This is a genomic window from Halobacterium sp. R2-5, assembly GCF_011734195.1.
Classification (GTDB): Archaea; Halobacteriota; Halobacteria; order Halobacteriales; family Halobacteriaceae; genus Halobacterium.
Window position 1 is genome coordinate 1,563,385 of record NZ_JAANTH010000001.1, and the last position, 12,866, is coordinate 1,576,250.

Below are 12,866 nucleotides of genomic sequence, written 5' to 3' on the forward strand. Positions count from 1 at the left end.
ACGACGCGGGGCTACTGGGACGCTCCGGTTTCCTCGTCGGGGTACGCGAGGCCCTCCCAGCCGGGACCCTCGCCGATCCACTGGTGGCTGGTCTCGCCGCCGATCTCGTCCTCGGTCCACTCGATCGGCTCCCAGTCCGGCTCGAAGTTGAGGTAGCCGGGGCCCGCGAAGAACTCCACGCAGAGCCCGCTGGCCGGGTCCGAGACGTACAGGAAGTCAGCGCTCGTGATGGCGTGCTTGCCGGGGCCGCCGTCGGGCTCGATGCCGTGCTCGGCGAGCACGTCCGCGGCCTCCCAGAGGTCCTGGAGGCTGTCGAGGTGGAACGACACGTGGTCGAACATCGGGGCTTCGCCCTCGGGGAGCCGGTGGATGGCGATGTCGTGGGGGAGCGGCGTCACCGAGAACCACCACCCCCAGAGCTCGCCGTCGTTCGTCCGGTACTGCTCGTTCACCTGGAAGCCGAGCGCGTCCTGCAGCCACTCCGCGTGCGCCGGCGACACGGAGTCCTGGACGTGCGTGTGGTCGATGCGCCGCGGCGCGATGCGGCCCCCGGCGGCCTCGCTGTACACGCGGTTCTTCAGCCGGGAGCGCTGGCCCTTCGGGGCGTCGGGCTTCTCGACGTCGTAGTAGAACTCGTAGGGGTGGCCGAACTTCTCGACGCGGATCGCCTCGCCCTGGCCGGGCTCCTCGCCGGCGTCGACGTACGTCACGTCGTCGCCGTCCGCCTCGAACCGCTCGGCCAGTTCGTCGAGGGCCTCGGGGCTCGACGTCCGGAACGCGATGTGGTCGACGCCGGTCTTCCCGGTGTCGAGGACGGCGAGCGTGTGGTGCTCCCAGTCGCGGAGCCCGCGGAAGTACGCGCCGTCCTCGGTTCGCTCCGTGAGCTTGAACCCGAGCACGTCCCGGAAGAACCAGATGGACTCCTCGATGTCCGGCGTGTGCGCGACGACGTGCCCGAGTTTCGCGATGGGGGCGACGGTCTCCGTCATCGCCGACCTCCGCGCCCGTGTTCGGCCGTTGTTTGGTCGCGTACTGCACTCGTGTCTCCGTCGGCGTGGGTCGCGTAGCTCATCCGCGGTCACGGGTAACTGTATCATCAACCGTGATATACGTTTGGGTGGTTTTCACAATCGTGGACGCCGCCGACGGTCTGCCGCTGGAAATTACAGTCTGTCACGTCAATCGCGAATCGGCGCCCACTGTACGCTAAATAGCACCCGTCACGTTACAGATATTGCTGTTCGGTCTGGTAGAATTACTACAGACCGAGTATACTGTTTCGTTCTGCCGGAGACGTGTGAAATAGTAATCTCGTTCGGCTGGCGCCGTACCGTCTCAGTTCGGTACACGTCGTCCTCCCCGGTCGACGTCTCCGATTCGGTATTCGATACCACGCGCACCCACCACTCCCTCGTGACCGGCCACTGCCGAGAGTCGTGGTCGGGGCGACAGCGGATACGATCCGAGATCGACTGGGTGCCTGATTTCGACACTCACAACGCCTGTGTAGGCAGACTCAAACACGACACTAACTGTTCGCCGTCAGCGAACGAATTTCATCCTCTGATAAAGAATGCCGCGGGAAGGGCGCGCATCGACACCGTCTGAAACGGAATCTCGACGTCCAGAACCTCCCTGGCGAACCCACACCGGCGTTCGGCGACCGGAGACGGCGACATCCGCTGCACGCGTCGTTCTCCTTCGCCGAATACCCAGATTAACGGAGCTATAGAGACCGAAAAACCGCTTCCGGCGAACGACGGTATTCCACAGGCCGAGAAAGCTCGACCCGGAGAGCTGCAGCCACGGCGTCGAGCACGTCGAAGAAGAACGGCGTAGTCGTCAGTTTCCGCGGCGCCCGCGGACGGGTCAGTACTGACCGATGGTCACCGGCGGGCCGCCGTGCGGGCCGTACGGCGCGTCGTCGAGCCACTCGCCCGCGGGCTCGTAGTACGGGGCAGCCTTCGCCGCGAGCCGCTTCTTCGCGCGCGTCACGTAGCTGTCGCCCTGGAGGTACTCCAGCGCCTGGCCGGCGGCGTCCTTGTTGTACTCCGCGGCCTTCAGGCGCGTGATGCCGTACCGCTCGATTTCGGCGGCGCGCGCCTCCTCGACGTCGGCGTTGAGCGCGACCGTGATGGCGCTCGCCGCGGCCTCGACGTCGGCGACCCCGGAGTTCATCCCGCGCGCGCCGAACGGCGCGAACAGGTGGCCGGCCTCGCCCGCGAGCAGGACGCGGTTGTCGTCGTCGACCATGCGGTCGGCGACGACCTGCTTGAACTTGTACTGGGAGACCCACTCGACGCGGTCGCGGTACCGTTCACCGAGCGTCTGCGCGACGAGCTCGCTGATCTCCTCGTCCTCGGTCATCTTCTGGGGGTCGTCGTCTTCCTTGCACTGGATGTCGACGCGCCAGCCGCCCTGGAACGGCACGAGCAGGACGTTCCGGCCGTCGACGCGCGGGTGGTCGTAGTGGAACACCCGCTCCTGCATGAGGGGGTTGTCCTCGTCCTCGGCGATGTCCGCGATGATGAAGGAGTTCTCGGACTCCGTCCCGGAGAACTCGCCACCGATCTCCTTGCGGACCTGCGAGCCGGCACCGTCCGCGCCGACGGCGTAGTTGCCGACGTACTCCTCGCCGCTCTCGGTCGTGACGCGGACCACGTCGCCCTCGACGTCGACGGAGTCGACAGCGTCGTCCCAGTGGACGTCGATGTCGGCGTCCTCGACGGCGTCGAGCATGTACTCCTCGGTCCAGACCTGCGGGAGGCTGGTGAAGTGCGGGAGGTCGCCGTCGCCGCCGGGGTCGGGGTACGTGCGCTCGAACACTTCCTTCCCGCGGAACAGCGTCCGTCGCGTCGACCAGATCATGCCGTTCTCGACCAGCCGCTGGCCGAGCCCGGGGGACGCGTTCTCCAGCGTGCGGAGCGTGTCCTTGTGGACGTAGATGGCCCGGCTACCGGGCCGCTCTCGGTCCTTCGGGTCGGCTTCGAGGATGATGCTGTCGACGCCTCTGGCGTGTAACGCGAGCGCTGCGGTCATGCCGGTCGGGCCGGCGCCGGCAATGATGACAGGCGCGTCTACGTCTTCTGAGCCGCTCATCGTATTACACCCAACGTGGAAAGGGGGTAAAGATGTTTCCCCGCTCGACAGTGAGCCTGGATAGTGACCAGTTCACGACGCCCGCCGCGTTTTCGAACATGTTCGTGACCGGGATCTTTGTCGGTGTAGTCTAACGTGTTCGTATGGAGGAACCAGATACCGGCGACCGACCGCTCCGCGGCGTCGCCATGGACGAGGCAGAGCGAGACGAGTTCCTGCGCGAGCGCGGCATCGGCGTGCTCTCGCTGGCCAGCGAGGACGTCGCCTACGGGTTCCCGATCTCGTTCGGCTGGGACGGCGACGCCCTCTACTTCGTGCTGTTGCGGTTCGGTGAGGACAGCGAGAAGCTCGACTACGCCGCCACGACGGAGACTGCCACGTTCTCGACGTACAACTTCGACGACGAGCACCACTGGCGAAGCGTCGTCGCGCGCGGCCCCATCGAGGAAGTCTCAGCGGAGGAGACCGACGACGCCACGGACACGATGTTCGATAACGCGCAGTTCGCGAGCCTCTTCCCGCACGGCGAGCCCATCACCGACCAGCCGCGGTACCGCCTCGACCCCGAGGAGATAACCGGCCAGAAGGGGCAGGGCTACGACGACTGAACCCCCGAACCGCTCTTTTCGCGCATCGCGCGGCAATCACGAATCTTAACATCGTTTGGGGTTACAGCCCGGTATGGCAAACGACACACCGGCGTACGACTTCAAGGACCGCGACGTGGTCATCCTCCGGGAGCTCGCGAAAGACCCCGGCGTCTCCTCGCGGGACCTCGCGGACATCCTGGAAGCCGACTACGACATCGACGTCTCCTACGTCACGGTCAACGAGTCCATCCGCAACATGCGCGAGGCCGGCGTGTTCCGCGAGGCCATCGTCCCGAACGAGGAGTACTTCGTCTTCGAGCTGTTCGAGTTCAAGTTCAACCCCGAGTACTTCGCCGACGAGTGGCGCGAGACGATGGAGCACATCCGAGACTCCGAGCACACCCTGATGTACTTCCTCTCGGACGGCGAGTACCAGTGGAAGTCCATCATGCTGTTCCCCACCCGCGAGGTCGGCGAGCGCTGGCTCCACGAGTTCTACAAGAACCACGGCAAGACCGTGCTGAACGTCCGCACGTCCGTGATGACGAACGTCCTCGAGTTCGGCGCCAGCCCCGACCTCTTCGACAACATCGACGCCGAGAACGAGACGCAGCTGAAGTAGCGCGCTACTCCTCGACGGGCAGCGAGCCGTACTGCTCCTCGAAGGACTCCGTGAGTGCGAGCTTGTCGAACTTCCCGGTCGAAGTTTTGGGCACTTCCTCGACGAACTCGAAGCGGTCCGGCAGCCACCACTTCGGGAACTCCTCCAGCAGGTGCTCGCGGAGGTCGTCCTCGGTCACGTCACCGTCCGTCACCACGTACGCGACGGGCCGTTCCTGCCACTTCTCGTGAGGGACGCCGATGACGGTCGCTTCGGTCACGTCGTCGTGGCCGATGAGCGCGTTCTCCAGCTCGATGGAGGAAATCCACTCGCCGCCGCTCTTGATGACGTCGTCGAGGCGGTCCACGACGTCGATGTAGCCGTACTCGTCGATGGTGGCGACGTCGCCGCTGCGGAAGTAGCCGTCCTCGGTCCACGACGACTCCGTCGCGTCCGGGCGCTCGTAGTACTCGCCCGCGAGCCACGGCGCCCGCGCCTGCACCTCGCCGGGCGTCTCACCGTCGTGGGGGACGGGTTCGCCGTCCTCGTCGCGCAGGCGAATCTTCACGCCGGGTGCGGGGACGCCCGCCTTCATGCGGAGGCGGTCCTGCTCGTCCTCGGGGAGCTGGTTCACTTCGGTCGTCATCAGCGTGTTCGCGAGGTGCGGGGACGCCTCGGTCATCCCGTAGCCCTGGCCGATGGGCGCCTCGTACACCTCGTCGAACTTCCGGATGAGCGACTCCGGCGGCGAGCTCCCGCCGATGAGCACGTCCTGGAGGGTGTCCAGGACCTCCGGGCCCATGTCCTCGGACTCCTCGATGATGCGGTCGACCTCCATCCACACCGTCGGGACGGCCGCCGCGATGGTGACGTCCTCGTCCTGGATGATGGGGAGGAGTTCGTCCGGGTCGGTGTGCCGGTTCGGCAGCACGATCTTCGCGCCCGTGAACGTCGTCGTGTACGGGAACCCCCAGCCGTTGACGTGGAACATCGGCACCACCGGCATCACCGCGTCGGACTCGCTGACGCCGAAGACGTCCACGTGGCTGTGCATCATCGTGTGGAGGAACTGCCCGCGGTGGGTGTACTGGACGCCCTTCGGGAGCCCCGTCGTCCCGGACGTGTAACAGAGCGCGCTCTCGGTCTCCTCGTCGATGTCCGGCCAGTCGTAGTCGGTGTCGTAGCCCGCGATGAACGACTCGTAGTCGGTCACGGGGTCGAGGCTCGTCTCCGGCACGTCGCCCTCGTCGCCGAGCACCACGTACTGCTCGATGGTGTCGAGCTCGTCCGCGATGGGTTCGATGGTGTCGACGAACTGCGGGTCGAGGAAGAGGAGTCTGTCCTCGGCCTCGTTGATGATCTTCACGAGGTGGTGCTCGGGCAGCCGGTGGTTCACCATGTGGATGGACCGCTCGCTACACGACGGCCCGAAGTACAGCTCGTAGTGCCGGAAGTGGTTGAGCGCCATCACGCCCGAGCGCTCCCCGGGCTCCATCCCGTAGTCGTCAAGGGCGTGCGCGAGCTGGCTGATGCGCTCGTAGGCGTCGCCGTACGTGTAGCGGTGCGTGCTGCCGTCCGGGAGCGCGGTGACGATCTCCTTGTGGCTGAAGAGGTCTCGCGCGCGCTCCAGGAACGTCGTGATCGTCAGCTCGTAGTCCATTGTCATGCGTTCTCACCCTCACTCTGTGGTTCGAACTCGTAAAATACCCGCTGCTGGTCCAGCCCGTCCTCGATCTCCGTGACGACGAGCGACACTGAGTCGCCGATGGAGAGGTCGTCGTACTCCGCGTCGGTGATGCGCGCGGACAGCCGCACGTCCACGCCGTCGAGCTCCACGACGCCCGTGACGAACGGCGTCTCCATCCCCAGCGGGCCGCCCCCGCGGACAGCCGAGAACGCGAACAGCGTCCCCTCGTGGGGCAGCGAGACGTACTCCAGGTCGTCGCTCGTGCACTCCGGGCACACGACCCGCGGCGGGAAGTGCAGCGCTCCGCAGTCCTCGCACTGCGTCGTCGAGAAGTCCCCCTCGCGGAGGCGGTCGTAGAACTCGTGGATGCGCGTGTGTTCGGCGTCCTGCAGGTCGTAGAAGTCCAGCAGGCGCGGCAGCTCGATGCGTTCCGGAATCTCGACGGTGCGTCTGGGCACCTCGTCGTCGGTGTCTGTCATTGTGGGTCCCTCGCGAGGGTCATCACGCTGTGCACGGAGCCGCTGCCGCTGAGGTTGTGGATGAGGCCGGTCTCCGGGCTGTCCGGCACCTGGCGGGCGGACTCCACTTCGCCCGTGAACTGCTTGTACACCTCCAGCGCCTGCGAGACGCCGGTCGCGCCCAGCGGGTGCCCGCAGCCGAGCAGGCCGCCCCGGGGGTTGACCGCGATGTCGCCGTCGAGCTCGCTGCGGCCGTCCTCGACGAACTGGCCGCCCTCGCCCTTCTCCACCCAGCCGAGGTCCTCGTACTCGATGATCTCGCTGATGGAGAAGCAGTCGTGGATCTCCGCGACGTCGAGCTCCTCGACGGGGTCGTCGATGCCCGCCTGCTCGTAGGCCTGCTCGGCGGCCTCGGTGGCCTGCGGCCACGCCGACAGCGACGGGAGGTTGTTGATGGAGTTGCTCGCCATGCAGGACTGCCCGCTGCCCGTGACGTACGCCGCGGTGTCCGTGAGCTCGCGGGCCTTCTCCTCGCTGACGAGCAGGAGGCCAGCGGCGCCGTCCGTGATGCCGCTGCAGTCGAGCAGGCACAGCGGCGGCGCGACCGGGTAGGAGTCCAGCACGTCGTCGACGTCGACCTCCTGCTGGAACTGCGCGTACGGGTTGTTCGCGGCGTGAGCCTTGTTCTTCACGCTCACCTTCGCGAGCTGCTCGCGCGTGGTGCCGTACTCGTGCATGTGGCGCTGAGCGAACATCGAGAAGAACGACGGCGCGTTCAGGCCGTTCACGCCGTCGAATTCGCGGTCGAGCACGTTCGTCATGCTCGACTGCGTCTCCTCCATGTAGCCGTCGCCGAGGTTCATCTTCTCGACGCCGAGCACGAGCGCGACGTCTATCTGGCCGGCGGCAATGGCGAGCCACGCGTACCGCAGCGCGGCCTGCCCGCTCGCACACGCCAGCTCCGTCCGGGAGATCATCTTCGAGGCGTGCACGCCGAGAAGCTCGGCCGCGAGCGGCGCGACGTGGCTCTGGAACGCGAAGCGCTCGGGCTGGACCGCGCCGAGGAACAGCCCCTCGACGTCGTCCGGCCCGAGGCCGTCCACGTCGTCGAAGGTGGCCTTCCCGGCCTCCTGGGCGAGGTCCTTCCACGTCGCCTCGCGCTTCCCCCAGTCCGCGTGCCCGCCGCCGACGATTGCAGCGTTCCGGGTCATCACTCGAACTCCGGTTCGCGGTCGTCTCTGAACGCCGTCACGCCCTCGACCATGTCCTCTGTGGTCGTGAGCAGGCCGAACGCCTGGCTCTCCGAGTCGAGGCCGGCCTGCAGGCTGGCGTCCTGTCCGTCGTCGATGACGCGCTTGGCGACTTTGAGCGCCGTCTTCGGGCCGTCCGCGAGGTCGCCGACGAACTCCTCGACGACCTCGTCGAACTCCTCGGCCGGAACGGCGCGGTTGAGCAGCCCCCAGTCGGCGGCGCGCTCGGCGGAGATCTGCTCGCCGCGGAAGACGAGCTCCTTCGCGCGGCCCTCGCCGACGATGCGGGTGAGCCGCTGGGTGCCGCCGCCGCCCGGGATGAGCCCGAGGTTGATCTCGGGCGCGCCCAGCGAGGAGTCCTCCGTCGCGATGCGGAGGTCGCAGGCGAGCGCGATTTCGAAGCCCGCGCCGAGACAGAAGCCGTCGATGCGCGCGAGCGTCGGGCGCTCGAACTCGTCGATGGCCTGAATCGTCTCGTCGACGTCCATCAGTTCGGTGGGTTCGGAGGCCATGAAGCCCGTGATGTCCGCGCCGGAGCTGAACGCCTGGCCGGCGCCGGAGAACACCACGCAGGACACCTCCTCGGTGTCGGCGTTGTCGAGGGCCTCCTCGACCTCGCCGAACATCGTCTCGGAGAACGCGTTCAGGCGCTCCGGGCGGTCGAACTCGATCTCGAGGACGCCGCGCTCGGTGAGGCTCTTGTTGATGTACTGGTAGGGGCCGTCGCCGGCGTAGTCGTGGAACCCGCGGCCGGCGTCGACGCCCGTGTAGCCGGCGTTCACGAGCTCGACGAGGTAGTCCGCGGGCGCGAAGCGCTCCGAGCCCGTCTCCTCGTGGAGCGTCTGGAGCTTCTCTAAGACCTCGTCGAGGCCGATCTGGTCGCCGAGCCGGCAGACGCCCTCGGGGAAGCGCGCGCCGAGACGGCTACCGAGGTCGACGTCGTCGGGCGTCGCGACGTCGCCGCCGACGAGCTTCGCGGCCTCGTTGACCATCCGCGCCTCCACGCGCAGCCAGTCGAAGCCGTCGCCGTCGCCGGGCTCGTAGTCCGGGCCCTCGCCCTCCCAGTCGTAGAACCCCTGGCCGGTCTTCTTCCCGAGGTCCTCGTCGTCGACTTTCTCCGCGATGGCGGGCGGCGAGTCGAGGTCCGTGTCCTCGCGGAAGTGGTAGGCGATGTCGATGCCCGTGTAGTCCGCGAGCTCGAACGGCCCCATCGGGTAGCCGCGCTGGTAGACCATCGCCGCGTCGGCCTGCTGAACCGTGGTCTCGTCGCCCGAGAGCATCCACGCGGCCTCCTCGATGAACGGCAGCATGACGTTGTTCACGATGAAGCCGTGGACGTCGCGCTTGACGTCGATGGCGCGCTTGTCGAGGTCGTCGACGAAGGCGTGGATGGCGTCGAGGGTCGCCTCGCTGGTCTCCTCGCCGTGGACGACCTCCACGAGGTCCATCTTCACGGGCGGGTTGAAGAAGTGCGCGCCGACGACCTGCTCGGGGCGGTCGGTCGCCGCGCCGATGTCCGTGATGCTGAGCCCGGAAGTGTTCGACGAGAGAATCGCGTGCTCGGGGGCGTACTCGTCGACCTCCGAGAAGGTGTCCTTCTTGAGGTCGAGGTCCTCGGGAATCGCCTCGACGACGAGGTCCGCGGACTCGGTAGCGGTTTCGAGGTCGACTGCGCCCTCGATGCGGGCGCGCACGTCGTCGGCCGTCTCGTCGATGCGGCCCTTCTCTTCGAGCTTGCCGAGGCTCCACTCGATCTGTTCGAGGCCGTCGTCGACGTACTCCCGCTCGATGTCGCGGAGTACGACGTCGTAGCCCGCGATGGCTGCGATCTCCGCGATGCCGTGGCCCATGCTCCCCGCGCCGAGCACGGTCACGTTCTGTATGTCACTTTCTCCCATCGCCAAGACAGAAGTTAAGGCGCTTATTTAAATTAACGATTACTCTGTTTCCCTATACGCCGATTTTAGTTAACTGCTGATGCGCTCGAAACGCCGTCCCAAAGCTTTGCATGGCGGGCGCCGAAGCCGCGACCATGCGCGAATCGCTCGCTCGCGGCCGCCGCACCACCCACCGAACACCGACCGAAGAGTACGCCCACGGCTGTCCGGAGGGACAGCGATGACCACGCTCGACGACCACGTCTGCATCGTCGGCGGCGGCGGGAACGGGCTCGGCGAAGCTACCGCACGAGCCCTCGCCGACCACGGCGCCACCGTCGTCGTCAACGACCTCGGCACGTCCGTCCACGGCGAGGGCAGCGACCCCGAAGTAGCCGAGCGCGTCGCCGAGTCAATCCGCGAGAACGGCGGCGACGCGACCGCGCACGCCGGCGACCTCACGGACTTCGCGTACGCCGACGACCTCGTCGCCGACGCCGTCGCCGAACACGGGCGCGTGGACGGCGTGCTCAACTTCGCGGGCATCCTCCGGGACGATATCGGCTACAAGCTCGACCCCGAGGACTGGCGCGAGGTCGTCCAGACCAACCTCACCGGCCAGTTCACGCTCCTGCAGGCGGCCTGCCAGCACTGGCGGGAGGCCGCCGGCGAGGACGGATTCGACCGCCAGCGCTCGTACCTCGCGGCGAGCGCGCACTCCGCGCGCGGCAACGTCGGGCAAGTGAACTACGCCGCCTCGAAGGCCGGGATTCTGGGGATGGTGCGGACCGTCTCCTCGGAGATGTACCGCCACGGCGTGCGCGTGAACGCGCTCGCGCCGAACGGCTACACGCGCATGACCGAGACCGTCCCCGAGGAACACCGACCCTACACGCGCGAAGAGATGCCGCCCGAGCGCGTCGGCGCGTTCGCCGCGTTCCTCGCCAGCGAACACGCGACCGACGTCACTGGCTGCACGCTGTACGCGGGCGGCGACCGCGTCGGCGTCTTCTCGGAGCCCTCGCTGGACCGCGTCGGCGTGCGGCCCGGCGGCTGGACGGTCGAGGACCTCGCCGAGCACTTCGAGGAAGACGTCGCCGGCGACGTCGAGCTCACGAGAACGGAGAGCTTCTTCTAGTCGTCTATCGTCGCTTCGAGCTCGGCCTCGACGGCGTGGATGCGCTCGCGGACGCTGCGCGCCGCGGCGGTCTGCTCCTCGTTCTCCTCGGAGAGCTCGCTGATCTCGGAGACGACGTCCTCCAGGCTCTCCAGGGCGTCGTTGAGCATCGTCGTCACCTCCTCGGCGCTGACCGCCTGCTCGTCGGTCGCCTCCGCGATTTCGGCCATCCCCGTGGAGGTCTCCTCGGCCGCCGAGTGGATCTCGCCCTGCCGCTCGCGGATCGTCTCCACGCGCTCGACGGTCTGCTCGATGCCCTCGGTCGTGCGCTCGACGCCCGCCGTCGTCTCCTCGACGATGTCGGTCACGCGCTCGATGGTGGACTCGATGGCGTCGACCTCGGCCTTCGACTGGTCGGCGAGCTCCTTGATCTCGTCTGCGACGACCGCGAACCCGTCGTTGTCGCCGTCCGTGCGCGCGGCCTCGATGTTCGCGTTCAGCGCGAGCAGGTTGATCTGGGAGACGATGTCGCTGATGACGTCCACGACGGACTCGATCTCCTCGACCTGCGAGTCGAGTTCGACGGCGGTCTCGTCGAGGTCGGTCGCGGCGTCCTCGACGTCGTCCAGAATCTCCTGGGCCTCGTCCGTGGCGTCCACGGACGCCGCGGCGTTCTCCGCGACGTTCGCCGCGCGCTCGTCGACCTCGTCGGTCTGGGAGGCGATCTCCTCGACAGTCGCCGAGAGCGATTCGACCTCGTTGCGCACCTCCGCGAGCGACTCCACCTGCTCGCGGGCGGTCTCCTCGATGAACTGGCTGTTCTCCGCGACCGTCTCCGAGGAGTCCAGGAGCTCCTCGACGGTCGAGTCGACCTCCGAGGTAATGCGCTCCTGGGCGTCCTTGACGGCGGCGCGCTGCTCCACGAGGTCGGTCACCCGGGAGACCATCTCGAAGGAGCCGACGACCTCGCCGTCGGGGTCGTACAGCGGCAGCGCGGCGGCGCTGACGTGCCACTCGCTGCCGTCCTCGTTCGTCCCCGAGCGCACGCGGTCCTCGTTGACGGCTTCCTCGGTGCGGACGACTTCCTCGGCGAGCGTGTCGGTGACGTCCTCGGTGCCGATGACGTCGTGGGCGACCTCGCCGATGACCTCCTCGGCGGGCGTGTCCTGGATGGCCTGCTGCTCGCGGTTCCAGTACGTGACCCGGCCCTCGTCGTCGACGACCAGCGTCGGCTCCGGGAAGCGCTCGGTGAGGTCCTCGAAGAGGTGCTTCCAGAAGTCCCGCTCGTGGCGCAGCCGCTCGACCTCGCTGGCCTCGTCGGGCGGGTCGTACAGGGACACGCCCTCGGAGTCGTGGTCCGCGTGTTGGGACGACATGTGTGGGCATCCATCCGTAATCCTGTGTAATAAACGTTCACCGCGATTATCGCCAGCGAAACTGCCGGCTCGCGGCGGCCGACGTTCGGGGAACGCGATGATTTATGGGGATGCTCGTTCCAGAACGGAACATGCGATTTGTTCGCTTCAACGAGGACCGCCTGGGCGTGCTCACCGACGACGACGGCGTCGTCGACCTGACTGACCGACTCGGTATCGACGCCGCTGACCCGCTCGTCGAGTACATCAACGGCGACTACGACGCCAGCCAGTACGCCGACGAAGACCCTGATTACGACCGCAGCGAGGTCGAACTCGGCTCCCCCGTCGAACGCCCCGGCAAGGTTATCGCCGCACCCCTGAACTACGAAAACCACATCGAGGAGGCCCTCGCCGACCGCGACATCACCACCGAGGAGTGGTTCAGCATCGAGGACAAAGGCTACTTCCTCAAAGCGCCGTCGAGCGTCGTCGGCCCCGACCACGGCGTCGAGTTGCCGTTCTCGGACCGCCGCGTCGACCACGAAATCGAACTCGCGTTCGTCATGGGCGACGACGTTAAAGACGTCGACGCCGAGGACGCCTGGGAGCACATCTTCGGGTACACGATTCTCCTGGACATCTCCGTGCGCGGCGACCAGGACCGCTCGAACCGCAAATCCTACGACACCTTCACCGTCATCGGCCCAGCGGTCGTCACCGCCGACGAGATTGACGACCCCCAGGACCTCCAGATGGAACTCGAACTGAACGGCGACCGCAAGCAGTACGAGAACACCGGCGACATGGTCTACACCTGCGCGGACGTCGT

General features: G+C 67.1%; 11 protein-coding genes. 4 read left to right on the top strand and 7 right to left on the bottom strand.

Features of this window, described 5'->3' with window-relative positions:
• Nucleotides 1–11: 11 nt before the first annotated feature.
• Nucleotides 12–989, bottom strand: a complete 978-nt coding sequence (locus tag G9C83_RS08420) for a VOC family protein (RefSeq protein WP_167245642.1) — start codon at nucleotides 987–989, stop codon at nucleotides 12–14.
• An 880-nt stretch (nucleotides 990–1,869) separates the two neighbouring features.
• Complete coding sequence (locus tag G9C83_RS08425) at nucleotides 1,870–3,099, bottom strand: FAD-dependent monooxygenase (protein ID WP_167245643.1); 1,230 nt, start codon at nucleotides 3,097–3,099, stop codon at nucleotides 1,870–1,872.
• Between the two features lie 143 nt (nucleotides 3,100–3,242).
• On the opposite strand from G9C83_RS08425, the gene G9C83_RS08430 reads away from it, so the two are divergent.
• Nucleotides 3,243–3,707, top strand: coding sequence for a pyridoxamine 5'-phosphate oxidase family protein (locus G9C83_RS08430; protein WP_167245644.1), 465 nt, complete (start codon nucleotides 3,243–3,245; stop codon nucleotides 3,705–3,707).
• A 73-nt stretch (nucleotides 3,708–3,780) separates the two neighbouring features.
• Nucleotides 3,781–4,311: a winged helix-turn-helix domain-containing protein gene (locus G9C83_RS08435; protein ID WP_167245645.1), complete on the top strand. Its 531-nt coding sequence runs from the start codon at nucleotides 3,781–3,783 to the stop codon at nucleotides 4,309–4,311.
• 4 nt (nucleotides 4,312–4,315) lie between these two features.
• On the opposite strand, the gene G9C83_RS08440 is transcribed toward G9C83_RS08435, so the two are convergent.
• The 4 genes from G9C83_RS08440 to G9C83_RS08455 are packed head-to-tail and all read right to left on the bottom strand — an operon-like array spanning nucleotide 4,316 to nucleotide 9,583.
• Nucleotides 4,316–5,950: a long-chain fatty acid--CoA ligase gene (locus tag G9C83_RS08440; protein ID WP_167245712.1), complete on the bottom strand. Its 1,635-nt coding sequence runs from the start codon at nucleotides 5,948–5,950 to the stop codon at nucleotides 4,316–4,318.
• A gap of 2 nt (nucleotides 5,951–5,952) precedes the next feature.
• Nucleotides 5,953–6,456, bottom strand: a complete 504-nt coding sequence (locus G9C83_RS08445) for a Zn-ribbon domain-containing OB-fold protein (RefSeq protein WP_167245646.1) — start codon at nucleotides 6,454–6,456, stop codon at nucleotides 5,953–5,955.
• A complete protein-coding gene (locus G9C83_RS08450; RefSeq protein WP_167245647.1) occupies nucleotides 6,453–7,646 on the bottom strand; it encodes a beta-ketoacyl synthase N-terminal-like domain-containing protein in 1,194 nt (397 codons plus the stop codon). Before G9C83_RS08450 ends, G9C83_RS08445 begins: the two co-directional genes overlap by 4 nt.
• On the bottom strand, nucleotides 7,646–9,583 hold the full coding sequence (locus tag G9C83_RS08455; RefSeq protein ID WP_167245648.1) for a 3-hydroxyacyl-CoA dehydrogenase NAD-binding domain-containing protein: 1,938 nt from the start codon (nucleotides 9,581–9,583) through the stop codon (nucleotides 7,646–7,648). Before G9C83_RS08455 ends, G9C83_RS08450 begins: the two co-directional genes overlap by 1 nt.
• Before the next feature lie 220 nt (nucleotides 9,584–9,803).
• Between G9C83_RS08455 and G9C83_RS08460 the strand changes: the two genes are divergently transcribed.
• Complete coding sequence (locus G9C83_RS08460) at nucleotides 9,804–10,700, top strand: SDR family oxidoreductase (protein WP_167245649.1); 897 nt, start codon at nucleotides 9,804–9,806, stop codon at nucleotides 10,698–10,700.
• On the opposite strand, the gene G9C83_RS08465 is transcribed toward G9C83_RS08460, so the two are convergent.
• The gene (locus G9C83_RS08465) at nucleotides 10,697–12,055 is read right to left on the bottom strand and encodes a methyl-accepting chemotaxis protein (RefSeq protein ID WP_167245650.1); all 1,359 of its coding nucleotides are present in this window, start codon (nucleotides 12,053–12,055) and stop codon (nucleotides 10,697–10,699) included. The two genes, G9C83_RS08460 and G9C83_RS08465, sit on opposite strands and share 4 nt — an antisense overlap.
• 131 nt (nucleotides 12,056–12,186) lie before the next feature.
• On the opposite strand from G9C83_RS08465, the gene G9C83_RS08470 reads away from it, so the two are divergent.
• Nucleotides 12,187–12,866, top strand: a 680-nt coding sequence (locus G9C83_RS08470) for a fumarylacetoacetate hydrolase family protein (RefSeq protein ID WP_167245651.1), incomplete at its 3' end; no start/stop codon positions are given.

What these genes read in the sequence shown, in the direction of transcription:
- G9C83_RS08420 (WP_167245642.1), bottom strand. Translation starts at nt 989, where the DNA reads ATGACGGAGACCGTCGCCCCCATCGCGAAACTCGGGCACGTCGTCGCG.
- G9C83_RS08425 (WP_167245643.1), bottom strand. Translation starts at nt 3,099, where the DNA reads ATGAGCGGCTCAGAAGACGTAGACGCGCCTGTCATCATTGCCGGCGCC.
- G9C83_RS08430 (WP_167245644.1), top strand. Translation starts at nt 3,243, where the DNA reads ATGGAGGAACCAGATACCGGCGACCGACCGCTCCGCGGCGTCGCCATG.
- G9C83_RS08435 (WP_167245645.1), top strand. Translation starts at nt 3,781, where the DNA reads ATGGCAAACGACACACCGGCGTACGACTTCAAGGACCGCGACGTGGTC.
- G9C83_RS08440 (WP_167245712.1), bottom strand. Translation starts at nt 5,950, where the DNA reads ATGGACTACGAGCTGACGATCACGACGTTCCTGGAGCGCGCGCGAGAC.
- G9C83_RS08445 (WP_167245646.1), bottom strand. Translation starts at nt 6,456, where the DNA reads ATGACAGACACCGACGACGAGGTGCCCAGACGCACCGTCGAGATTCCG.
- G9C83_RS08450 (WP_167245647.1), bottom strand. Translation starts at nt 7,646, where the DNA reads ATGACCCGGAACGCTGCAATCGTCGGCGGCGGGCACGCGGACTGGGGG.
- G9C83_RS08455 (WP_167245648.1), bottom strand. Translation starts at nt 9,583, where the DNA reads ATGGGAGAAAGTGACATACAGAACGTGACCGTGCTCGGCGCGGGGAGC.
- G9C83_RS08460 (WP_167245649.1), top strand. Translation starts at nt 9,804, where the DNA reads ATGACCACGCTCGACGACCACGTCTGCATCGTCGGCGGCGGCGGGAAC.
- G9C83_RS08465 (WP_167245650.1), bottom strand. Translation starts at nt 12,055, where the DNA reads ATGTCGTCCCAACACGCGGACCACGACTCCGAGGGCGTGTCCCTGTAC.